The sequence below is a fragment of the Mucilaginibacter sp. genome (assembly GCF_039207105.1).
Taxonomy (GTDB): Bacteria; Bacteroidota; Bacteroidia; order Sphingobacteriales; family Sphingobacteriaceae; genus Mucilaginibacter.
In genome coordinates, this window is record NZ_JBCECK010000086.1 from 1 (window position 1) to 22,427 (window position 22,427).

18 protein-coding genes are annotated in these 22,427 nt (G+C 42.4%); 9 read left to right on the forward strand and 9 right to left on the reverse strand.

Annotated features, from left to right (window positions below; genetic code table 11):
* Positions 1 to 1,062: DUF4153 domain-containing protein (locus tag AAGC65_RS16570; RefSeq protein ID WP_343113577.1), on the reverse strand; the 1,062-nt coding region annotated here is incomplete at its 3' end.
* Between the two features lie 142 nt (positions 1,063 to 1,204).
* Between AAGC65_RS16570 and AAGC65_RS16575 the strand changes: the two genes are divergently transcribed.
* Positions 1,205 to 2,188, forward strand: coding sequence for a pyruvate dehydrogenase complex E1 component subunit beta (locus tag AAGC65_RS16575; RefSeq protein ID WP_343113578.1), 984 nt, complete (start codon positions 1,205 to 1,207; stop codon positions 2,186 to 2,188).
* Between the two features lie 73 nt (positions 2,189 to 2,261).
* Here AAGC65_RS16575 and AAGC65_RS16580 read toward each other — a convergent pair whose 3' ends face one another.
* Positions 2,262 to 3,812, reverse strand: a complete 1,551-nt coding sequence (locus tag AAGC65_RS16580) for a TPR end-of-group domain-containing protein (protein ID WP_343113579.1) — start codon at positions 3,810 to 3,812, stop codon at positions 2,262 to 2,264.
* Between the two features lie 188 nt (positions 3,813 to 4,000).
* Here AAGC65_RS16580 and AAGC65_RS16585 point away from each other — a divergent pair, with 188 nt between their 5' ends.
* Together AAGC65_RS16585 and AAGC65_RS16590 are read left to right on the forward strand one after the other, a co-directional pair.
* Positions 4,001 to 4,501 carry a hypothetical protein gene (locus AAGC65_RS16585; protein ID WP_343113580.1) on the forward strand — a complete coding sequence of 167 codons (501 nt, stop codon included), beginning with the start codon at positions 4,001 to 4,003 and terminating at the stop codon, positions 4,499 to 4,501.
* Between the two features lie 133 nt (positions 4,502 to 4,634).
* Positions 4,635 to 5,906 carry a transglutaminase-like domain-containing protein gene (locus AAGC65_RS16590; RefSeq protein ID WP_343113581.1) on the forward strand — a complete coding sequence of 424 codons (1,272 nt, stop codon included), beginning with the start codon at positions 4,635 to 4,637 and terminating at the stop codon, positions 5,904 to 5,906.
* 25 nt (positions 5,907 to 5,931) lie between these two features.
* Here the strand turns inward: AAGC65_RS16590 and AAGC65_RS16595 are convergent, their stop codons facing one another.
* Entirely contained in the window at positions 5,932 to 6,585 is a 654-nt protein-coding gene (locus AAGC65_RS16595) for a metal-dependent transcriptional regulator (RefSeq protein ID WP_343113582.1), read from the reverse strand.
* A 122-nt stretch (positions 6,586 to 6,707) separates the two neighbouring features.
* On the opposite strand from AAGC65_RS16595, the gene AAGC65_RS16600 reads away from it, so the two are divergent.
* On the forward strand, positions 6,708 to 9,173 hold the full coding sequence (locus tag AAGC65_RS16600) for a TonB-dependent receptor domain-containing protein (RefSeq protein WP_343113583.1): 2,466 nt from the start codon (positions 6,708 to 6,710) through the stop codon (positions 9,171 to 9,173).
* A gap of 78 nt (positions 9,174 to 9,251) precedes the next feature.
* Here AAGC65_RS16600 and AAGC65_RS16605 read toward each other — a convergent pair whose 3' ends face one another.
* Positions 9,252 to 11,924 carry an OstA-like protein gene (locus AAGC65_RS16605; RefSeq protein ID WP_343113584.1) on the reverse strand — a complete coding sequence of 891 codons (2,673 nt, stop codon included), beginning with the start codon at positions 11,922 to 11,924 and terminating at the stop codon, positions 9,252 to 9,254.
* A gap of 51 nt (positions 11,925 to 11,975) precedes the next feature.
* Between AAGC65_RS16605 and tilS the strand changes: the two genes are divergently transcribed.
* From tilS to AAGC65_RS16620, 3 genes are all read left to right on the forward strand, one after another.
* Positions 11,976 to 13,313: a tRNA lysidine(34) synthetase TilS gene (gene tilS / locus AAGC65_RS16610; protein WP_343113585.1), complete on the forward strand. Its 1,338-nt coding sequence runs from the start codon at positions 11,976 to 11,978 to the stop codon at positions 13,311 to 13,313.
* Positions 13,310 to 13,792, forward strand: coding sequence for a hypothetical protein (locus AAGC65_RS16615; protein WP_343113586.1), 483 nt, complete (start codon positions 13,310 to 13,312; stop codon positions 13,790 to 13,792). Before tilS ends, AAGC65_RS16615 begins: the two co-directional genes overlap by 4 nt.
* 144 nt (positions 13,793 to 13,936) lie before the next feature.
* On the forward strand, positions 13,937 to 14,911 hold the full coding sequence (locus AAGC65_RS16620; protein WP_343113587.1) for a hypothetical protein: 975 nt from the start codon (positions 13,937 to 13,939) through the stop codon (positions 14,909 to 14,911).
* A gap of 75 nt (positions 14,912 to 14,986) precedes the next feature.
* Here AAGC65_RS16620 and AAGC65_RS16625 read toward each other — a convergent pair whose 3' ends face one another.
* A complete protein-coding gene (locus AAGC65_RS16625) occupies positions 14,987 to 15,949 on the reverse strand; it encodes a 2-oxoglutarate and iron-dependent oxygenase domain-containing protein (RefSeq protein WP_343113588.1) in 963 nt (320 codons plus the stop codon).
* Between the two features lie 201 nt (positions 15,950 to 16,150).
* On the opposite strand from AAGC65_RS16625, the gene AAGC65_RS16630 reads away from it, so the two are divergent.
* Together AAGC65_RS16630 and AAGC65_RS16635 are read left to right on the forward strand one after the other, a co-directional pair.
* Positions 16,151 to 17,797, forward strand: coding sequence for a DUF6600 domain-containing protein (locus tag AAGC65_RS16630; protein ID WP_343113589.1), 1,647 nt, complete (start codon positions 16,151 to 16,153; stop codon positions 17,795 to 17,797).
* Positions 17,798 to 17,896: 99 nt separating this feature from the next.
* Positions 17,897 to 18,349: a thioredoxin family protein gene (locus tag AAGC65_RS16635; RefSeq protein ID WP_343113590.1), complete on the forward strand. Its 453-nt coding sequence runs from the start codon at positions 17,897 to 17,899 to the stop codon at positions 18,347 to 18,349.
* Positions 18,350 to 18,406: 57 nt separating this feature from the next.
* Here the strand turns inward: AAGC65_RS16635 and AAGC65_RS16640 are convergent, their stop codons facing one another.
* The 4 genes from AAGC65_RS16640 to AAGC65_RS16655 form a co-directional block, all read right to left on the reverse strand.
* Positions 18,407 to 19,252 carry a ferritin-like domain-containing protein gene (locus tag AAGC65_RS16640; RefSeq protein ID WP_343113591.1) on the reverse strand — a complete coding sequence of 282 codons (846 nt, stop codon included), beginning with the start codon at positions 19,250 to 19,252 and terminating at the stop codon, positions 18,407 to 18,409.
* Between the two features lie 11 nt (positions 19,253 to 19,263).
* Positions 19,264 to 19,956, reverse strand: a complete 693-nt coding sequence (locus AAGC65_RS16645; protein ID WP_343113592.1) for a ferritin-like domain-containing protein — start codon at positions 19,954 to 19,956, stop codon at positions 19,264 to 19,266.
* Between the two features lie 402 nt (positions 19,957 to 20,358).
* On the reverse strand, positions 20,359 to 21,213 hold the full coding sequence (locus AAGC65_RS16650) for a ferritin-like domain-containing protein (protein WP_343113593.1): 855 nt from the start codon (positions 21,211 to 21,213) through the stop codon (positions 20,359 to 20,361).
* A gap of 10 nt (positions 21,214 to 21,223) precedes the next feature.
* Positions 21,224 to 21,928 carry a ferritin-like domain-containing protein gene (locus AAGC65_RS16655; protein ID WP_343113594.1) on the reverse strand — a complete coding sequence of 235 codons (705 nt, stop codon included), beginning with the start codon at positions 21,926 to 21,928 and terminating at the stop codon, positions 21,224 to 21,226.
* Positions 21,929 to 22,427 lie beyond the last annotated feature (499 nt).

Here is a 22,427-nt window from a genome sequence, read left to right on the forward strand (position 1 = left end):
GCACAGGGAAACGGGTATCAGTTTGATGTTTTGCTTTTTAAATAGTAAAAAATAAACGGATATAAACAGCAGCCAGCAGGCCAGTACAATCAAAAAATACCGCCATTCAGTAATGCCGTAATCAAATACCCTTGTCCCCACGGCTACAAATAGCAGCCCTAATAGGGGTATCAGCAAAAAGTAAAAACTGCGGCTATAGGTTTTAAGCCATTTATTTTCATCATGCTCGCGTATGGGATAAACCAGTAAAAGCGAGAGTATGCCGAATACAGCATAACCTAAAATGATGTTTGATACGAGGCCTTTAGGCAGGTTCCATTGCACCAGTATTTTTATTTCATAGGCCAGTAAAATGATCACATAAATAGTTGACAAAGGTATCAGGACGTATTGTGTAAATATTTTTAAGCCTTTGGGATAGCTTTGATCCTGATCAAGCAACTGTGTTTCAACCGGAACGCCGGCCAAAAAGAAAATAGTAGTGAACATCCCAACTATCCACACCCATAAAATGACATAGGTATCCCACTCAAACTTAAAATTGAATAAAAAGTTGGTAGCGCCAATGGCAGCCGCTAAACCTAAAAATAAAACGGCACCATATAATACACTGGTTAAAATGCGCAGGAACAAGGTTTTATTAAATTGCCAGAAACCCTGTAATTGTTCGCGCCCGGTAAAGGCCGAGAAAGAGACCAGTAAATGGAAAGCGAGGCTTATCAGGAAAAAACGAATATAATCGGCCTCACGGGCAAAAGGATCAATAACCAACAGGAACGATGCCGCCAAAATAGCTGCCAGCCATTTAACAATGCGCCGTTTGCCCGCAGGCATGCCAACGCTTTGTGTATATAGGGTAGCTGATAGGCTAAGCAATAGACCCAGATTCGCTATCATGATGACGCGCATGCTCCAACCTTCGTTTACGCGGTTCAAACGGTTCAGCTCTACCTGTATAGTGCCGGCTACAGTGCCAATCAGTGCAAACAAAACCTCAAACGGATAGCGCTTTATGGTATTAGCGGCACCCTCGGTAAGATTTTTTAACGATGGAAATTTCATTGCTTTAAGGTTTACACAGCCAATGTACCCATATTTGTAAAATATATGTATTAAAACCGTAGGTGTATGCGCCTAAGGATTGCATTTTACACATTAGTGTTTATATTTGCGGTCGCAAAAAACATCATTTTATATAAATATAATGAGAGAAATACAGTTCAGAGAAGCGCTAAGAGAGGCAATGTCCGAAGAGATGCGCAACGACGATAAAATATACCTGATGGGTGAAGAGGTGGCTGAGTATAACGGCGCCTACAAAGTAAGTCAGGGTATGTTAGATGAATTTGGTGACAAACGCGTTATTGATACGCCCATCTCTGAATTAGGCTTTGCCGGTATCGGTATTGGCTCGGCTATGAATGGATTGCGCCCGATCATCGAGTTCATGACCTTTAACTTTTCGTTAGTGGCCATTGACCAGATCATTAACGGTGCAGCCAAGATCATGTCAATGAGCGGTGGCCAGTTCTCGGTTCCGATTGTTTTCCGTGGCCCAACCGGCAACGCGGGTATGTTAAGCTCACAGCACAGCCAGTGCTTTGAAAACTGGTATGCCAATTGCCCGGGTTTAAAGGTGGTTGTACCATCAAACCCGTATGATGCAAAAGGTTTATTAAAGTCAGCTATACTTGATCCGGATCCGGTTATTTTCATGGAATCTGAATTAATGTACGGCGATAAAGGCCAGGTACCTGAAGAAACTTATTACATACCACTGGGTAAAGCTAAAGTGGTTAAAGAAGGTACCGATGTTACTTTAGTAGGCTTTGGCAAGATCATGAAAGTGGTTATTGCTGCTGCTGCCGAACTGGAAAAAGAAGGCATCAATGCCGAAGTGATCGACCTGCGTACTGTACGCCCTATTGATTACGCTACCGTTATTGAATCGGTTAAAAAAACAAACCGTTTGGTAATCATTGAAGAAAGCTGGCCTTTAGGTTCAATTGCTACCGAGGTTGCCTTTAAAGTACAAAAAGACGCGTTTGATTATCTTGACGCTCCAATACAGCGCATCATGGGCGGCGACGTTCCATTGCCTTACGCCCCAACTTTAATTCAGGAATACCTGCCAAACCCGGAGAGGGTTATCAAAGCGGTTAAAGAAGTAATGTACGTTACTAAATAATAACGCTATATAACGATAAAAAAAAGCCTGCTCATTTGAGCAGGCTTTTTTTGTGGGTTTTGATGTTTAAATTTTACTTTGAGTCTCCGGCGGCCATCAGCGCTATATAATCAGGTGTTTTACGGATGTTGTCAAAATCTTCATCATTGGCTATAAAAGCTTTTGAATAGCCTGCTTCAATTGCTTTTTTCAGATAAGCATTGGCTTCATCAGGTTTATTCATGATAGAGTATATACAGGCAATATTGTAGTAATGGTTGAGTAGGTAATCGGAGCTAACTGTTTTTAATACCTGCTCCTGTAATTTTTGCATAGCCAGATCTGAGTTACCAATATAAAGCTGCGAAAAAATATAGCTTACAGATGCCCTGGAAGTATCAAGTTCAATTACCTTATTAAAATCTTTAAAGGCCTGCTCTTTATTTATTATTCTTTTTAAATAAACTTTTCCTCTTGTAAAATACGGCCGGGAATAGTTAGGGTTTAAAGCAATAGCACTTGTACAATCGGTTATTACCTGTTGGTCTTGTTTGAGTATATACAGCTCATTTGCTTTGTCGGAGAGTAACATAGCCTGCACTTCTTTATTTTCCTTATAAAACTCCCTGGTTTTGGTATAATTGTCAATTGCCGGTTCACATTTGCCCATCTGACTATAAATATCTCCCCTGATCCAGTAAAAATATCCATTCAGTGCGTTTAGTTCAATAGCTTTATTTACGTCTGTAAGCGCTTTTTGATTTTGGTGTTGTGACATTTCATTAATAGCTATAAGATTATACAAGGTAGCCTGATTGGCTTTATTATCTCCGTAATAAGGGATGGCTGTATTAAAATCAGTAACAGCCAATTGAGAGTCGCCATTGTACTGATAGGTAAGGCCGCGGTCCCAGTAAGTTTGTCGCCTTTTGGGGTTAAGTTTAGCGGCCGTGTTAAAATCATTAATTGCGCTGGTATACTGCTTTAACTCTCTTTTGTTAAAGCCACGATTACCGTATAAAATTGCCAGGTCCTCTGTATTGTCCTGATAGTAAAACATAGCGGTTGTATAATCATCAATAGCCAGTTGATATTCACTCATATTTTCATGAGCTATTCCGCGGTGCCAGTAAGGACCGCCTTTTTGACTATTTAATAAAATGGATTGGTTGAAATCTTCTACAGCTTCTTTATTTTGATTTAGTTTTCTTTTGCATGTACCTCTATTATCATATAATACCGCTAAACTTCTTTTATTATCTTTTACAAGCTCCATTGCAGTAGTGTAATCATCAATGGCGTGCTGGTATTCACCAATTCCGTTGTATGCCACTCCCCGGTTCCAATAGGCAGAGCCAAAACGGGGATTTGCTAAAATAGCTTCCGACTCATCTTTTATAACTTCAGTATAATTTTTACTATCGAGGTAGGCCAATGAGCGTTTATCTAATAATATTGCCAGTTTGGCTTTATCATTTTTATCAATGCTAATAGCTTTGGAATAGCTCTCTATTGCGCCTTTGTAATCTTTATTTTTATAAAGGGAATCGCCGGCGAATTGATAATGGTTTTTGACCTGACCAAAGGATCTGGCGCCGGCAATAGTTAATACAAACAGTATTAAAACGGATAACTGTTTTTTCATCTGGGTTTAAATAGTGATAAAGTAATTAGTAGTTCAATATAGGTATTTTGAACTTAAATATTAAAATTTATAAGTGTATGATGCCCGAATTTTCAATATCAAAATAAAATCACATTTTTATAACTTAGTGCCCTTGGTAAAGTAGTTTGTGTATAAATTAGTTACTTTAGACCTTTTAAAATATCAACATGCAATACTTCAGCTTTAAAGCAATACGTCCTTTATTTTTTATGGTATTAGCCTGCATTATTTGTAGCGCTGCCCATGCACAAACTCCTGCTGCCACAACTGCTAAACCAGCGGCCGCGGCACCTGCTGCCAGTGTAACCGGTTATATTGATAAGTTTTTCAAAACTTATGAAAAAGATGGTACTTCACGCGCTATCATCAATATTTTTAAAACTAATCCACAGGTAGATTCAACCAGCCTGAGAGGTCTGATAGCTAAAATTGATACTACCCGCGCTTTGATTGGGTTGTATGAAGGTAAAGAGCTTATCGTGCAGCGTAAGGCCTCAGCCAGTCTGGTACTGTACAGCTACTTGGTAAAACACCATAATTCACCGGTTAGATTTACCTTTATGTTTTACAAACCTAAAAACGACTGGGAAATATACCGCTTATACTTTGATGACCAGGTAGATAATGAACTGGAAGAGTCGGCTAAAATAAACGGTAAACAACAGTAATCTATTATTGCCAACAGGTTCGTGAATTTAATATTTATGAACCTGTATATTAAATTTATTGTCGCGTATATTAAGTTTATTGCAGGGTATAATTTTCTTTTAATATTAGCCGTTAACAGGTTAAATTTGATCGATGAAATTCAGCCTAACCTGCTTATGTATTCTAATTTTTTGTGCCGGTAATATAAAAGCACAAACAAAGGCCAACCAGGAATTTGCTCATTTTGCACACACGCAAGACAGCTTATGGAACAGCGCTTATAAAAACAGAGATGCAAAAACTTATGAAACCCTGCTTGCCGGGTTTACAGCCAGATATAATAAGTTAGCGGCGGATCAGAAGAAAATATTTGGTGTTTATTATAGCAATGCATATTATAATTTAGCCTGTGTTTATTCCTTACTAAATAAAAAACAGCCCGCATTAGATTATCTGGAGAAAAGCGTAAAAGCGGGCTTTTATGATTACGCGCATCTGCTAACCGATACTGACCTGGATAATATTCGTAATGAAGAGCGCTTTAAAACCCAGCTTCAAATATCCCGCGAGGTTAGCGATTATCCTTATATTTTAAGAAAGGGTGCCAAATATAATGCGGATGATCAGCGCGAAGTGCCACAATTTACCTACCAGGCAAGTGATAATCCGCACCTGGTATCGTTGAGAAAAGCCTTTAATCTTGATTCCATTGCTGGTACTGGTAACGAGGTGTCGAAAATAATAAATCTGCTGCACTGGGTACATTACCTGATTCCGCACGATGGTAACCATGCCAATCCCGAAGTATTGAATGCTATGGGTATGATAGCGCTTTGTAAAAATGAAGGGCGGGGGCTCACTTGCCGGGGATTAGCCACCGTTCTAAATGAATGTTATTTATCATTAGGGATTAAATCGCGCTTTGTTACCTGCTTGCCTAAAGATAGCTTGCATATCGATCTGGATTGCCACGTGATCAATATGGTGTATGTAAACTCACTAAAAAAATGGATCTGGATTGACCCTACAAACGATGCTTATGTGATGAATGAAAAAGGGGAGCTGTTGAGCATTGAAGAGGTAAGGGAAAGGATCATTAACGGAAAGCCCCTGATTGTTAACCCTGACGCTAACTGGAACCGAAGGCAATCAACCCTCATAAAAAATTACTTATATAGCTACATGGCCAAAAACCTGTACATACTGGAATGCCCGGTTAATAGCGAATATGATTTAGAAACGAGGGAGCAAGGTAAAAAAATAGCCTACGTTACCCTATTGCCGCTTGACTATTTTACGCAAAGCCCGAATAAAACAGAAGATACCAATACCAAGAATGGCACCACGTTTATAAGGTATAAAACAAACAACCCGGCTAAATTTTGGCAGGTACCGGATACAGATAATATTGTAAAAGCTAAATAGTATACGTTAGCTTATTAATCGGAAATTAATCAACCAGAATATTCTCCCCAAACTTTTGCGATACGGTAGTGCTTTCCCTGCCACTGATGCTGATCACGAGCGAATTATCAAACGGTATTTTTTCAAGCAGCTGTATCTCGGTGCCAATGCCGATGCTCAGCTTTTGCAGGTATTGCAGAAACGAGCTGCTGGTATCACGTACGGCGGCTACGCGGCAGGTATCGCCTGCTTTTAGATCTGTGAGTGTTACGGAATAGGGTTTGGGCACTTTGCCGTTGGCCTTGGGGATAGGGTCGCCGTGCGGGTCATACTCGGGGAAGCCCAGGAACTTATCCAGTCTGTCGGCCAGTGTGGCATCACTGATGTGTTCCAGCTCTTCGGCAATATCATGTATTTCATCCCAGTGGTAGCCTAATTTCTCCAACAAAAAAACCTCCCAAAGCCGGTGCCGGCGAACAATCAACACGGCATCCTTCAGGCCTTGTGCACTTAGCTCAACACCTTTCTTTTTATCGTAGGTTATCAGTTGCTTTTCGGTAAGCTTACGTATCATATCCACTACCGATGCCGGGTTGTTGCCCAATGTTTCGGCAATGGCGGTAGGCGTTATCTTAAAACTGGTTTGCTGCGCAAGCCGGTAAATGGCCTTTAAATAATTCTCTTCCGATAGGGTGTACATACGCTATATGATTACACACAAACATAAAGAAAAACATCCCATAATTATAAAATTAGTCTTGACTAATTATTTTAATTTAGTTTGTCAAATTAATTGAATAAGTTTGTGCAAAATTATAATTCATGAGAATACTGTTTTTACTTTTTATATTGTTTACAAGCAAGGTGTTAATGGCTCAAACCGGGATTATCAAGGGGCGGGTTACCGGCAATAACGAGCCGCTATCGTATGCGTCGGTAAATGTTAAAGGCACCGGGCGGGGAGCAAGTACCAATAGTAAGGGCTATTTTGAGATCAAAAATGTGCCGCAGGGCACCTATGGCCTTATCATTACCAGCATAGGTTATGAAGCCGAAACCATCAGCATCACCATTAACACCAATGAGGCGGTAGTGCAGAACATCAACCTGAAAGAAAAACCATCTAAATTGAACGAAGTAGTAGTTACCGGCGTATCGCGCGCTACCCAGCTGCGCAGTAATCCCGTGCCTATAACTGTAATGAGTAAAAAAGAGATAGAACAGCATGTGAACAACAATATTATTGATGCCGTTATAAAAGGTGTACCGGGTGTGAGCGCGGTTACTACCGGCCCTAACATATCCAAGCCTTTTATCAGGGGGCTGGGTTATAATCGTGTTTTAACTCTGTATGACGGCATACGCCAGGAAGGCCAGCAATGGGGCGATGAGCACGGTATTGAGATAGATCAATATGGTATTGGTCGTGCCGAAGTAGTAAAAGGGCCGGCAAGCCTGACCTATGGCTCCGATGCGCTGGCCGGGGTCATCAACCTGATCCCCTACATTCCCAATGGCGAGGATGGCAAACTGAACGGTGATTTTATAACCGATTATCATACCAACAACGGCATGGCAGGTACATCTATCGGCTTATCATACAATCAAAATAACTGGAAATACGCCTTCCGCGCGACGGCTAAAACGGCACATGATTACCGGAACAAGGTAGATGGTTTTGTGTACAATACCGGATTCAGGGAGTTTAACCTCTCGGGCATTGCCCGGGTCGATAAAAAGTGGGGATACGCGCAAATTGGTGCTACCCTGTATGATAACCGGCAGGAAATACCCGATGGCAGCCGTGACTCGCTTACCCGCCGTTTTACCAAACAAGTATTTGAGGCCGGGCAGGATGATATCAAGAGCCGCCCGATAGTTTCCGATGGTGAGTTGCGCTCATATCGCATTGCGCCACTGCATCAGCGCATACAACATTACCGGGTGTATAGTACTAACTCTTTTAAAGCCGGGGAGGGGAGCATCAGCACATCGCTGGGTGTTCAGCAAAGTGTGCGCAGAGAGTATAATCACCCTACCGTTCCTGAGCAGGCTGGTTTGTATGTAGTGCTCAATACGCTAAATTATGATGTGCGCTACAACCTGCCTGCTATAGGCGGTGTAGAAACCACAGTGGGTGTTAATGGTATTTACCAAACCAACCGCAGCAAGGCCGCAACCGATTTCCCGATACCCGATTATAATTTGTTTGATGCCGGGGGATTCATCTTCGCCAAAAAAAGTTTCGGTAAGGTTGATGTATCGGGCGGCTTACGGTATGATAACCGCCACATCAGCTGGAACAATTTTTACGTAGGCACTGATGCGCAAACGGGTTTTGGCAGGCAGGTGCGTCTGCCTGATACCGCCGGTGTCAGTCTGCAGTTTCCGTCATTCAGGCATACCTATCAGGGTGTTTCGGGCAGTTTGGGGCTTACCTATAACCTGAGCGACCGCCTGCTGCTCAAAGCCAACATCGCCCGCGGCTACCGGGCGCCAAATATCACGGAGATCGGCTCTAACGGCCTGGATCCCGGGGCGCATATTGTTTACCTGGGTAACCGCAGTTTTAACCCCGAGTTTAGCCTGCAGCAGGATATTGGCTTTATAGCCTATCTGCCCGATATGGATATTGTGGCCGAAATTTTTAACAACAACATCAACAACTATATATACCAGGCCCGCGTTAATGATGCCGAAGGCAACCCGGTGGTGATAGTACCCGGTAACAGCACCTATCAGTATCAACAATCAGAAGCGCGTCTTTACGGTGCCGAACTTACTCTGAACCTGCATCCTCGGAGCATTAAATGGCTGGCTTTAGATAATAGCGTGGCATGGGTAACGGGTATCAACAAAAATCCACGGCTGATAGCCCGGTACGGCAACGATGCCAAATATCTGCCTTTTATTCCGCCGCTGCATATCCGCTCGGCATTAAAAGTCGGCTTGCCGGGCACCTATGGGTTGTTTACCAAATTAAATGCCCGTTTGGAAGCCGATAGCTATGCCGACCAAAACCATTTTTACGCACTGGATAATACTGAAACTTTAACTAAGGGGTATACGCTGATCAATGCCGGATTGGGTTTCACCCTAAAACCTGCTAAAGCAAAGGCTGCTTTTTATGAGTTTTTTGTGCAGGCCGATAATTTATTTGATGTTGCTTACCAGGCCAACTTAAACCGGCTCAAATATTTTGAGTATTTCCAGTCGTCGCCAAACGGGCATACCGGTATTTACAATATGGGCCGCAATTTAAGCTTCAAGGTCATTATGCATTTTTGAACCGCGCATTGAAATGATAATTTTTTTCTATTGTGTCTGGAAACTTAGTTTTTTTAAATGAATTGGAAATACGCGTGGCTATTTCTTTCGAACGCTCGTCGAAGTATCCGCATCCACTTTGGGAGGCGATGAACTATTTCGCCTATCGGCAACGGTATCTATCGCAGCTTTTGTAGTGACTGGCGTTGTTGTATTATTTGCGGCGCTTTTTACGGCAGCATGCACGGTGTTAACCGGTTTCCCGGTTGCCTGTTTAATCAAGCCGCCCTTTTTTATCTTACTCTGTGGGTTGGTGATCGTATCCATTGGAGCCTCGGTTGAATCTGAATGAAGCTTAGGATGTCCTTTAAGGCTATCCGGCTCCATATTATTCAGGCTGTCAGGTACAGCTTTCTTCGTGGTATCCGGCTTAACCTTTGGCGGATGTTTAACCACAACACGCGGCTTTTTAGTACGCGAGGGAATAATGGATTCTTTAGATACCGGCCTTTCCTTAGGCTTCCAGATAAAGCCTTTAAGTTCCTTATCTTCTTCCGTAACCTTGGCTATAGGGATGTAGCGGTTTTCAGGCTTGGTTAAAAATGTAACCTCCGATGCTTGCCCATTTTTAAATATAGTGCGTATACGGCTACTGAGCGATCGTTGCATGCCTGCCACCTTTCCGCTATCGCGTTTAAAGTAAATACTTTCGGCGTTAACGGCTACAAACAGCCTTTCGAGCTTGTCGTTCTTAAAAAAGCCCCGCATTTTCCTGCCCGATAGCTGGTTAAAATGCAGCGAATCAGTTTTTTCAATATTCACCACAAATGCCGAGGGGAACAGTTCAATATTATCCAGCTTCTTATTCCGCATTTGAAGGTAAACGGTATCGCCCGATAGCTGAGATCCCTGAGTCCAGAAAATAGGATCTACATAACATCGAATGGTGGAGTCGGCATTGCTGTAAAAAATAGAATCAGCCTTACCCTGCAGGTCCGATTTAAATAGTTTGGCATTATGGTGCGCTATCACCATCCTGATGCGGGCGGTATCGCTCACATTAAACTCGCGGGTTGCAAAAACCGGGTCAGTTTTCATCGAGATCCTCCGGATACTGTCCTGGCGGGCTTTTCTTTTGGCCAATGCCAGGTCTTTTTTTATCTGCACGGAATCAACCTTCGGCTTGCCGAAAAAATTAGGGTGCAGGTAACTGGTATCTTTAGGAATATGCAAAGATACCGTAGGCATGCCTTTGAGTTTAGCATTAAAAACGGCACGCCTTAAACCGGCCTCTGATGTATCCCTGAAATGCAGGGCCCGTTGCGTTTCCTGGTATATCTTGAGGTTTTTAAAGGTCATGATCTGGGTTTCCAGCGTATCAGCCGTCATATATATCGAGTCGCGCTTGATATGGGTTTTTGCCGTATCTGTGGGTTCAGGTAAAGGCTTGCTGTCCTTTTTTGGCTTGATATTGGTAACCAACTGGGCCATGTTCATGAGCTTTTTATTGGCATCGGCAGGAGCTTTTATATTTTTGGTTTGAATACCCGCTTTTTTGGCTATCGAATCAATTTTAACGGAATCGGCCTTATCTATTACCCCGCCCTTTGCTTGAATACTCGTAGCTAAGTTTGATAGTTCAGTAGCTTTTTGCAGCGCCTCAGCTGGCTTCAAATTTTTGTTTTGTTTGATAAGTTCGCGCGCTATCGAATCTACGCCGGCTGAGTCTGTTTTAGAAATAATTCCCTTAGGCTTAATATCCTGAGCTATTTTAGCCATGTTGGTGAGGTTTGGCGCGCCAGGTATTACTCTACCCTGTTGTTTAGCCTGAACAGTTGGCGGTATTTTGGTAGCGCCCGAATCTGTTTGGGTACTATCCTTTTGCTCGGTAACCATGATCATGTAAGCGTATTCGGTAACAACGGTACGCTCATCGGCCCGGTAATAAGTACCCAGATCGCCTTTTAGTGTTATTTTTTGTTCATTATCATTAAAGGTGATGTTTTTAACCGCGCGGCCATAACCTTTTAAACGGTCGTAAAATAAACTATCGCCTTTTAATGATTTGGTGCCTTGTTTATACAGGTTATGCTTGCCAAAAAAGGCTTGCTCGGTAATGGTGTTATATAAACCATTTTCGGTATAAAGCGTATCTTTATCCTTTTTGCCGTAAATATTGGATGGGCCGTAAAAATAAGCTATGCGGGTGCCGGTGTTGTACCGCAGGGTATCGTTCTTTATAATAGCGTCGGTGGTGTTCAATACCACATCGTACCGAAAATAAGAATCGCGCGAGTTTGCAAAATAATAGCCGTTTTTGCTGGTAAGCACATTGTCTTTATTGATCAGTTTGCCGCCATCGGTATAAGTTCCTATGCGTGTAGCGGTGTTATAAGTAAGATGGTTGGTAGTGAGGGTGGCATCCCGGTCAATCATTTTAACGTTATCGGTCAGGATGGCTATTTTGGTATTACCATTGTAGTTGAGCTTATCTGAATAAATATTAAGGGTATCGCCCTGGTTAATGTTCACATTGCGGAAAGCATCAAAGGCATTTTCCTTAGGATAAAAGTAAGCGCTGTCTGAGCGTAGTATCGAAAAATCCTGTTTAAAAACACCTTTATAAACCTTAACAACAGTGCGGCCGTTAATGGTGTTTAATGTGCTGCTTTCCGACTGTATTAAATTTACTATCGATTTCTTTTTTTGCTTTTGGGCCATAACAGTGCCCACAATCATCAATAGTAAAACGCTTAAAACATATTTCCTCACGCCGGCAAAATTAGTTTTTTGTTGGGGTTATTAAATTAATAATTTTGATGAATGCTACCACTTAAACAATTTGTTGATTTTATTGAACAAAATACGTTGTTTACACGCCACAGCAAAATTTTAGCTGCGGTAAGCGGAGGCATTGATTCTGTTTTAATGACCCATTTATTAAAAGCCGCAGGCTTTAACTTTGGCATTGCCCATTGTAATTTCCAGCTGCGCGGCCCCGAAGCCCTGCGCGACCAAGAGTTTTGCAATAACCTGGCCAATCAGCTTTGTGTACCTTTTCATACTATCAATTTTGATACCGGGAATTACGCGGCCGAAAATAAAATATCTATCCAGATGGCCGCACGCGAACTGCGCTACCAATGGTTTGATACTGTTTGCCAGCAAACAGATTACCAGGTTATTGCACTTGCGCATCACCAAAACGATACAATTGAAACAATATTGTTGAACCTTACCCGAGGCACAGGCATTGCAGGCCTGCACGGTATTTTACCCCAAAACGGGACATTGGTACGCCCACTGCTATTTTTAAATCGCGATGAAATAGCAGGGATAGTTGCTGCCAATAAACTTGGTTATGTAGAAGACAGCTCCAACGCCTCGGCAAAATATGCCCGCAACAAAATACGGCTGGAGGTGATCCCGAAGTTAAAGGAGCTGAACCCCAGTTTAGAGAAAACATTTGAAAATAACCTGAAGCATTTTCGGGATCTGGAGATACTACTGGAAAATCAGGTGCATCAGTTACAACAAACCATGTTAAAAACGGATGCTGATAGCCGGTATTTATTAATTGAGGATGTAAAGCAATTAAACCCTGCCCGCTTATTGCTGTTTAAGTTGTTACAGGAATATGGTTTTAATGAAACCACTATTGATGATGTGCTATCGGCGTTGGATAAGCATCCGGGCAGGGTATTTGAATCGGCCGGGTACTTGCTGGTGCTTGACCGCGATCGGCTGGTGCTACAGAAAAAAACAGATGTAGAAGTTCAGCCGGTATTGATTAGTGAGCAGGATCATGAATTGCATTACGGTAATTTTAAGCTGAATGTTTTGCATGATGATAGTCCGCTGATCATCAAAGATAACCCGCTGGCCGTATCGGTTGATTCGGCTTTGCTGGTGTTCCCCTTACAAATGAGACCTTGGGAAGAAGGCGACTATTTTTACCCGCTGGGAATGAAGGGCAGCAAAAAACTGAGCGATTTTTTTATTAACCAAAAAATTGCGCTGCATCAAAAAAATGAAGTTCCTTTGCTAATCAATGGTAATGGCGATGTGATATGGGTGGGCGGTTACCGGCCCGACGAAAGGTATAAAGTAAGTGATAACACTAAAAAAGTTACTATCTTCGAATTGTATAAATTAAAATGAGCGATAAAGCAATTTTTGTAGAAAAACAGTACCTGGGCCGGGAGTTTATACCTATCACCATACGCCTTGTTTTGGCTATGTTTTGTTTTGCAGCCTATTTTTTTACCGACGAACGTGAACGAAACGGCGACTTGCTGATTGTTGTTGGTTTTGCTATTATCATCATATCCATTATCATGGGGTTCCTGCTGCATTTTGGTACCCGCGTTCAAAACAAAAGTATCCTGCTTAATGGCTTGTGGACTGCCCGCCTGGTAAAAATAGACCTGAACAGCATTGTCAAAGTTGAAAAGGGAATATACAGCCGCTACCTGTTCAACAATCCGGTTTATAACCTGCATACCAAAGGCACCATACGCTTTTATGCTGCCGGTAATGATGCCATTCACCTTACCGACCGCGACGGCTTGCTCTACATCATCGGCTCACAACATGCCAATGAATTTTTAAGGGCTATTCAGGAAGAGATGAAAAAGTAAAATTGTCACTTTTGCCTTTTATTATTCCGAATAATCTTCTGCCTGGTTTTCAAATATCAACACTGTAAAGTTTATGTGATATCAAACATTGTATAATTAAATCTATTTATATGAGTTTGTTGAAATGTATATCTTTAAACCGCAATGTTTACAACGATCCGAAAAACAATAAAAGCGTCTATATTCATACTACTGGGCGTAATTACTATCATTTATACAAGCTGCAACAGCGCAAGCTCAAACAGTAATAAACATAACAAAGAGCTTATATCCTTTAAATCGATACAGGGAATTGGTTATACTGAGGTGCAGCGGCTACAGAGAAATGGCCTGGCCATTAATGAATACGGCTACCAGCTTGAACCGCAGTGGCAAATAAACTTTGTGTCTGATGATTCGGCGAGTGTTTACAGCCCCATCAAAAAGCGTTTCCTGAACTTTCCGCTCACCCGTGGCAGCGATTCTATTTTTAATGCCGCGCGGGCCTGGCTCAAGGTAAAAAAGATGAATAAAGACAGCCTGATACTGGAAATACTAAAGGCCAAGAATGATTCGATAGAAGTTAACGGTTCAAAAGTATACATGACCTTTTATGCTGATGACTATATCAAAAATGTACTGCATTCAGATACTGGCATCCTCCGTCGGCCCAGCCGCAGGGATACCCTATTTGTAAAAGGAATAGTTGCAAAAGCCAATAAGGATATAACCAAAGCTTTTGCCGCCCGGCAGGTAGTTACCTTTCAAAGCAGGAGCCCCCAGGTAAGCGTAAATCAGGAAAGAACGGTACCTAATGAGCTCAATAATTTTGATACGGCCGATGATTATTTAGGCCCAACCTTTGATATCACCATTAATAAGGCTTATAAAGAGTTTTACTATTCGTTTTCTGTTTGTGTGGACGATAAAGGGCAGATGCACTATGTGAAGCCGCTTATCGGTTTTACCGAGGAGGATTATAAGCAATCTTATATCCGCCTTTCAAAACAGATCATGGAAACTTATTTGAAATACTATTTGAATGTTAAACCCGGCACCACTTTGAGTATGCCGCATGCAAGCGTTATATCTTTACATGTTGAGGGTAAAGTAGCTGCTGCTGAAACAGCTAAGAAATAGATTTAGAATACAGTAAAACAAAAGGCTTTATTACCCCAGTAATAAAGCCTTTTGTTTTATGGTGCGAAGATAAGCTTACATTTTTAAGCCGATCTCTCTTAAGCGCTCGTCAAGGTATTCGCCGGCGGTAATGTCGGGGTATACTTTAGGGTGTTCCGCATTAACACAGGTTTCCAGGCTTGAAAGGTCCATATCTGACACCGGATGTAAAAAGAAAGGTACCGAATAGCGGGAATTTTTCATCTGGTCGCGCGGCGGATTTACAACCCTGTGCGTGGTTGATTTCAGTTTATTGTTGGTTAATCGCTGCAGCATATCGCCAACGTTAACCACCAGGTCTTCGCCATGAGCCTTAACCGGATACCATGAGCCTTCGCGGGTAAGCACTTCCAGACCATCGGCGCTGGCTCCAATCAGCAGGGTGATCAGGTTGATATCCTCATGTGCGCCGGCACGCACCGCGTCGGCAGGTACTGAATCAGGATCAAGGATCGGGAAATAATGCAAAGTGCGCAATATTGAATTGCCATTGTGCACTTTGTTGTCAAAGTAATTCTCGTCTAAATTTAAATAAACGGCAATAGCCCGCAGCAAATGAGTTCCGGCGTTTTCCAGTTTTTTATAGATCTCGCGGGTGGTGGTATTAAAAGCAGGCAATTCGTCAACCACAATATTATCCGGGTACAACTCTTTTAAGGGCGAACCATCGGTTACGGTTTGGCCTATTTGCCAAAACTCTTTCAAGTCTGGCGTTTTAAAGCCTTTGGCGGTTTCTTTGCTTTTGCCGGTATAACCGCGCTGGCCTGCCAGGCCGGGTATCTCATACTTTTGCTTGGCGGCCTCAGGAAGGGCAAATAGTGCCTTTACCTGCTCATAAAGCTCATCTATCAGTTGTTTGCTCAGGCCATGATTAGTAATGGTAACAAAGCCGGTTTCATTGAACGCTTTGCCAATATCGTCTGAAAACTGTTTACGATCGGCAGCGCTGCCATTAATATAATTGTCGAGGTCAAGCCTTGGAATATTTACTGTACTCATAGTAGTAATGTAGATAATGTAACGTAAAACTATTCAATTTTTGGGATAGCATATGCAAGGTATAAATAAAAAAACTGTAAGTGAAACTGCATAAGTTGAACATTGTTGTGTGTTAAAACGTTTGTTACTTTAAACGTTTTATGAAATAATTGGTCATACTTGTAAACAGTTAGTATACCAGTCATTTTAATCCTGACAAAAATGAGTTTAGTAAAAAAAATATGCGGTTTAAGTTTAATAGCATTTTTGATAGTGCTGGCCGCTCCAAATAAAGTAAGGGCACAAGACGAGGGGGAATATGTGTCTGACCAGGAGTTTTATGACGAACTTGACCCCTACGGTACATGGGTTGATGACCCAACTTACGGCAATGTTTGGATACCTGATGCCGAAGACGGATTCAGGCCCTATGCTACCAATGGCCACTGGGTGGTAACAGATTATGGTAATACCTGGGTTTCCGATTATCCCTGGGGATGGGCTACTTTTCATTACGGCCGCTGGCGCTATGATGATTATTATGGCTGGGAATGGATACCGGGGCATGAATGGGCTCCGGCATGGGTAAGCTGGCGAAGTGGCGGTGGTTACTATGGCTGGGCTCCGTTATCACCGGGTATAAGCATCAATTTATCATTCGGTAATAGCTACCATGTGCCCGATTATTACTGGGTGTGCGCTCCGCAGGCATATATTAACAGCCCTAACATTTATAATTATTACGTACCGCACACCAGGGTGGTTAATATTATAAACCGTACTACCATCATTAACAATACTTACGTTTACAATAAACGTACTTACATAGCCGGCCCCCGTATTACCGAGATCAGACGGGTAACCAGGCAAAATGTACCTGTTTATAAGGTTGGTTATGGCACCAGGGTTGCCACAAGGCCGAGTATCAGTAATAACCGGTTGAATATTTACCGCCCCGAGATCAGGAGAAGCCCTGATGCAAAGCCTGCTCGGGTAGTAAACGCGGCCGAGTATCGTAAAGAAAATCCTAATAACGGAATCGCCCACCGCGTTGGAGGTCAGGCAACCGTTAACCGCAGCAATACTGCCCGATTGGCAGAAGTGGCTAAAAGCGATAACAATAGACTGGTAAGTATTAATAACCATAACCGTGCGGCAAGGCCGGGACAGCCGGCTAACCAACAACCGGCACAACCAAATACAGGTAGCGGACAGCGGGTTAGTCAACCCAACAGGGGGCAGGATGTACAACGCCAGCAACAAGATGCACAGCGTCAGAGTACCCAACGTCAACAGCAGCAATTGGAAGTTCAGCGTCAACAGCAAGAGGCGCAGCGTCAGCAGCAAAATCAAGGGCAGGGAGGAGCACGACGTCAAGGAAACGATGCTCAGCGCCAACAGCAACAAGAAGCGCAGCGTCAACAGCAAAATGCTCAGCGCCAGCAACAGCAAGAGGCGCAGCGTCAGCAGCAAAATGCTCAGCGTCAGCAACAGGAGGAAGCGCAACGTCAACAGCAAAACGCTCAGCGCCAGCAACAGCAGGAGGCACAGCGTCAACAGCAAAACGCTCAGCGTCAGCAAGAGCAGGAAGCACAACGCCAACAACAGAATATTCAGCGCCAGCAACAGCAGGAAGCGCAACGTCAACAACAAAATGCTCAGCGCCAGCAACAGCAGGAAGCACAACGTCAGCAGCAACAGGCTCAGCGCCAGCAACAGCAGGAGGCGCAACGTCAGCAGCAGAATGCTCAGCGTCAGCAACAGCAGGAAGCACAACGTCAGCAGCAACAGGCTCAGCGTCAACAGCAGGAAGCTCAACGCCAGCAACAAGAACAACAAGGTGGTGGTGGGCACCGGGTGAGGCCATAAGTATCTCACATGTGATTATATAGTATTTATTATAGCACATATAAACATAGTTAGTTTGTATGTGCTATTTTTAGGGGCATATACGAAGCCGATATCATCATGAAACAATCATTTACCACATTAATCGTTGCTTTTATAACCATGTGCTTTATGGCATTTTCTTTTGATAGTAAAGCTCAGCAGGCTAAAAGCAAAGCGGCATCTGAAATTATTTTTATTGAAAATTCTTGGAGCGAAGCGCTGAAACAGGCAGCAGCCCAAAACAAATATATTTTTGTTGATGCCTATGCCAGCTGGTGCGGACCGTGTAAGCTGCTTAAAGCCACTACTTTTAAAAATAATAAGGTGGCCGAGTTTTATAACAGCAATTTTATTAATGTAGCCTTGGATATGGAAAAAGGACAAGGTCCTGAACTTGCCGCTCAATGGGGTATACAAGCGTACCCCACCCTGATAGTTTTTACCCCAAAAGGGAAACCTGTTTACGGAACAATGGGTTTTATTAAATCGAATGACCTGATAAAATTCGGTGTGCAGGCTTTAAATAAATAGATAAACACTGTATAGCTTTAATTATACAGTGTTTATCATTATTTAGTTAGCGTATACTCAAGGCGCAATAAATATTTTGATCAGGTTTTGTACCTGGTTCATAGTTAGCGGTTCATCAAATGCGGCGGTTGCTGTACCTATACTTGTGGTACTACCTGATAAGGCCGGCAATTTGGTAACATCTATCCCTTTTTGTAACACGTTTTCTTCGCCCTGATAATTAGCATCGGCAAAGCTGATACCTGTATCGTTACCCAGTGTGGCGGTACTGGTTATCCAGGGCGAAATTTTGAATATCTGGCGTATGGCCGACGCATGCCGTGCCTCAACCGCATGTATTGCTAATACATATGTTAATATATCCTTATTATTAATAAGGTTTGATGCCTGGCCATTATATGCCCGAACGCCGGTATCTTCAAAGGTTAGAGCAAGCTTTAAAAAAGTATCATAATTGGTAAAAACATCAGTAAATGGACCGGTCATTGAACCACTGCCTCCCGAAAAATCAAAGTTTGGCGATGTTATGGGTGTGCCACCAAGTGTGCTTATAGCCGATTGTAAAAATGATACATGCCTGTTTTCGTCATCACGTATGGTAATAAAGTAAGGCAAGGTATCGGCCGGGATTATTGTTGTGTTCCCGGTAGCCAGGTTGTAAAATGACGACTCGAGATACTCCAGGGTAAGTGCGAAATTTAAAACATCAATTACACCAGGTGCCGCGGTATCTGCAGCATAAGCCCTTTTGAGCATGGTGCCTAATGCGAAGGGCATGGCTGCTAAGGTTACTTTTGAGCCAAAGCGGGTTATATTTTTAATTGCGGCCCGGCGTGGGTTTAGCCTATCATTAAATTCCGGGTCAATTTTTTCAATCTCGTTTATGATGTTAAATAAATTCATAGGTGTGGGGGTTAAACCTGATAATCATAATATATAGCACTTACTTTAGTTTTCAGAAAACCATTGGTGCGGTATAGTACATCAGATATAGACAAAAACTTATTCAGGCCGATGTCATCAACCTGATCGGTGCCTGAAAAAGAGCCTGGGGTTATCATGTTACTGAGTAAGGCCGCGTGCCTTGCCTCAACCGAAGCTATTTTGCCGGTTATGGTCAGATAATCTTTATTTTGTATCTGGTTGCTAACACCCACATATGCCAAAACACCAATGTCTTCGAAATTCTTAGCCGCGTTAAGCACACTGATTTTGTCGCTAAAGTTAATAGTTGTAAAGTCTGTGACTAATGTAGGGATAGCATTGGCGCCAAGTGCGGCTTTGAAAAATTCGCGGTGTAATATTTCATGATCGCGGATGCTTGTAAAAAGTGCCAGCTCATCGGCAGTAATGTCTGAGTAAGGTGTTTGTATTAGCTGGGTATAAAAACCGGCTTCTAATTGCTCTAACGCGTAGGCATAGTTTAAAACAGACATATCACCTTTGCCTATATCAATTTTATTAGGCTTAACACGAATCTGTTCGCCTTTATGGCAAGCCGCGGTGGCAAGCAGGCCTACCGACGCTGCACTAACACCTGCGCGACGCAAAAACCGTCTTCTGGAGGTGTTTATTGGGGGAGTACTTTCTTTAGGGTATGTTTTCATAGGGGGAGTGGAATATGAAACTTTCAATGTATTTTGTAGATGAATGAAAATATCATAAGATAAACTTAAAAATATGTTGTTATTTGAAATTACTAAATTAAAGAAACAAAGTATCCGGTGATGGTTTCGTCGCTTCTTAAACCGTATACGAACAAAATGAACAACGGGTAACAATTAAAATTAATTATGCAATAATAAACTCTTATTTTAATAAGATGAGAATATGTTGTAGAATATGATATTAATTTTATCGCACAGGTTAATAAATGAGGGTAACGTTTAATAATGGTGTAGTTTTTTGTCGAGAAGGGAAATTTTATTGCTGGAGATTATCGCTCAGTACATAAAAAAGCCTGCTCATTTTAAATAAGCAGGCTTTTAATCAGAATGTATTAATATCTATTATTTCACGATGAATGTTCCTGATAATAATTTCAATACCTGGTCGCTGCTTAATGCTTCATCAAAAGCGGCGGTAGCTACTGCAACCGAAGTGGTGCTGCCGGTCGCGCTTTTTAGTGTGGTAACATCAACACCGCCCTGGTTTACATTTTGTTCGCCATCGTAGTTGCCGTCTACCAGAGATATTTTGGTATCATTACCCAAGCTCGCAGTACTGGTGATCCACGGCGTTTGCCCGCGTATTTGGCGAATAGCCGAAGCGTGGCGTGCCTCAACAGCATGTATAGATAATGCTGCCGTTAATACAACCTGGTTGTTTAACAGGAAGCCTGCCTGCCCCTTGTATGCACGTACGCCGGTATCTTCAAATACCTGAGCAACTGCCAAAAACGTAGTGTAATTGGTTAAAACATCGGCAAAGGGGCCGCTGTTATTGCCCCCGCCACCGGTTAAATCAAACTTTGGAGAAGCCACCGGTGTACCGCCCAACTGCTTAATTACAGCGGTTAAAAAGGTAACGTGGTTATTTTCATCGGTTGTTACCTGGTTAAAATATTTAGACGCGGCATCGGCCGGTATTAAAGCGGTTCCTTTGGCCTTACCTGCATTGTAAAAGGCCGATTCAAGGTACTCTAAAGTAAGCGCGTAGTTTAATACATCAACAACAGATGGTGCGGTTGTGCTTTGCGCATATGCTTTTTTAAACATAGTACCTACAGCGAATGGTAAAGCAGCAATGGCTACTTTTGAACCGAAACTGGTTATGTTTTTGATCACATCACGGCGCTGGCTCAGCCTACCGTAAACTTCCGGATCAATGTTTTCTATTTCTTCTATGATGTTAAATAAATTCATGACAATGGGTTTAAGATGCTGTGTAACCGTAATTTACTGCACTAACTTTAGTTTTTAAGAACATATTGGCTATCTTCAAAACCTCGGGGATAGTGGCTGATTTATTTAAACTTGTAGCCGGATCATTTACATCAGATGCAGCAAACGAACCAGGAAGGATCAGGTTGCTGATCAATGCCGCGTGCCGCGCCTCTACAGAAACAATTTTACCGGCTATAAGCAGGTATTTAGCATCTGCGATTAAATAGCCCGCGCCGTCATAGGCTGTAACACCGGTATCTTCAAATGCTTTGGCGGCTGCCAAAACCTTATCACGGCTGCTAAAATCAATAGAGGAAAAATCAGGGGTCAGGTCTTTAATGGCTTTTACTCCTAAGGCTGCTTTAAAAAATTCGCGGTGTAAAACTTCATGATCGCGGATATCTGTTAACAACGCTGTTTCTGCAGCTGAAATGCCGCTGTATGGTGTAGCTGCTACTTGCAGATAAAACGCTGCCTCTAACTGCTCTAAAGCGTAGGCATAGTTTAAAATAGCAAAATCGTCCTTAGCGCCAAGGTCTATCCCGTTTGCCGGAGGGGTGGGTGTATTATGATCCTTTTTGCAAGCCGCGGTAGCTAATAAGCCCGCAGATGCAATGCCAACACCTGCATAACGCAAAAATGACCTCCGGGCCATATTTGCCTGCAATAGGCTTTCTTCTGGTTCTGTTTTCATAAATAAATTGATTTTAGAGTTTTAATGGTTTTGTTTATAGTTTGATATACGCCCAATAAAACCCGCCGGATTTACAATAAAGAAAATTAACTCACTCCAAATAAGAGTATTATAGTATTGGTTAATTTTAATAGCCAGGAATGGAAAATGAGAAGGGTGAGATCTTGAATTGAATAACAGAATTTTTAGACAAAAAAAGGCCGAAACCCTCTCGCAGTGTTTCGGCCCTACATCTACCTATGAAAAACAACCCTTTGAGAAGGGTAATAAGTTTAATTCAAATGCAGTGCCAATTGATAAACTAAGGCAAAATGTGTATTAAAGGATAATTTTATGAACTAAAAGTCAATTATTTGTGGAAATACTTCCCGATGGTTGGGGAATATTTTAGAACCCGGTGATTTGAATTACAATTGCTGTAAACTGGGCGGCCAGGAATTTTTTAGACAAAAAAAGGCCGAAACTCTCTCGCAGTGTTTCGGCCCTACATCTACCTATG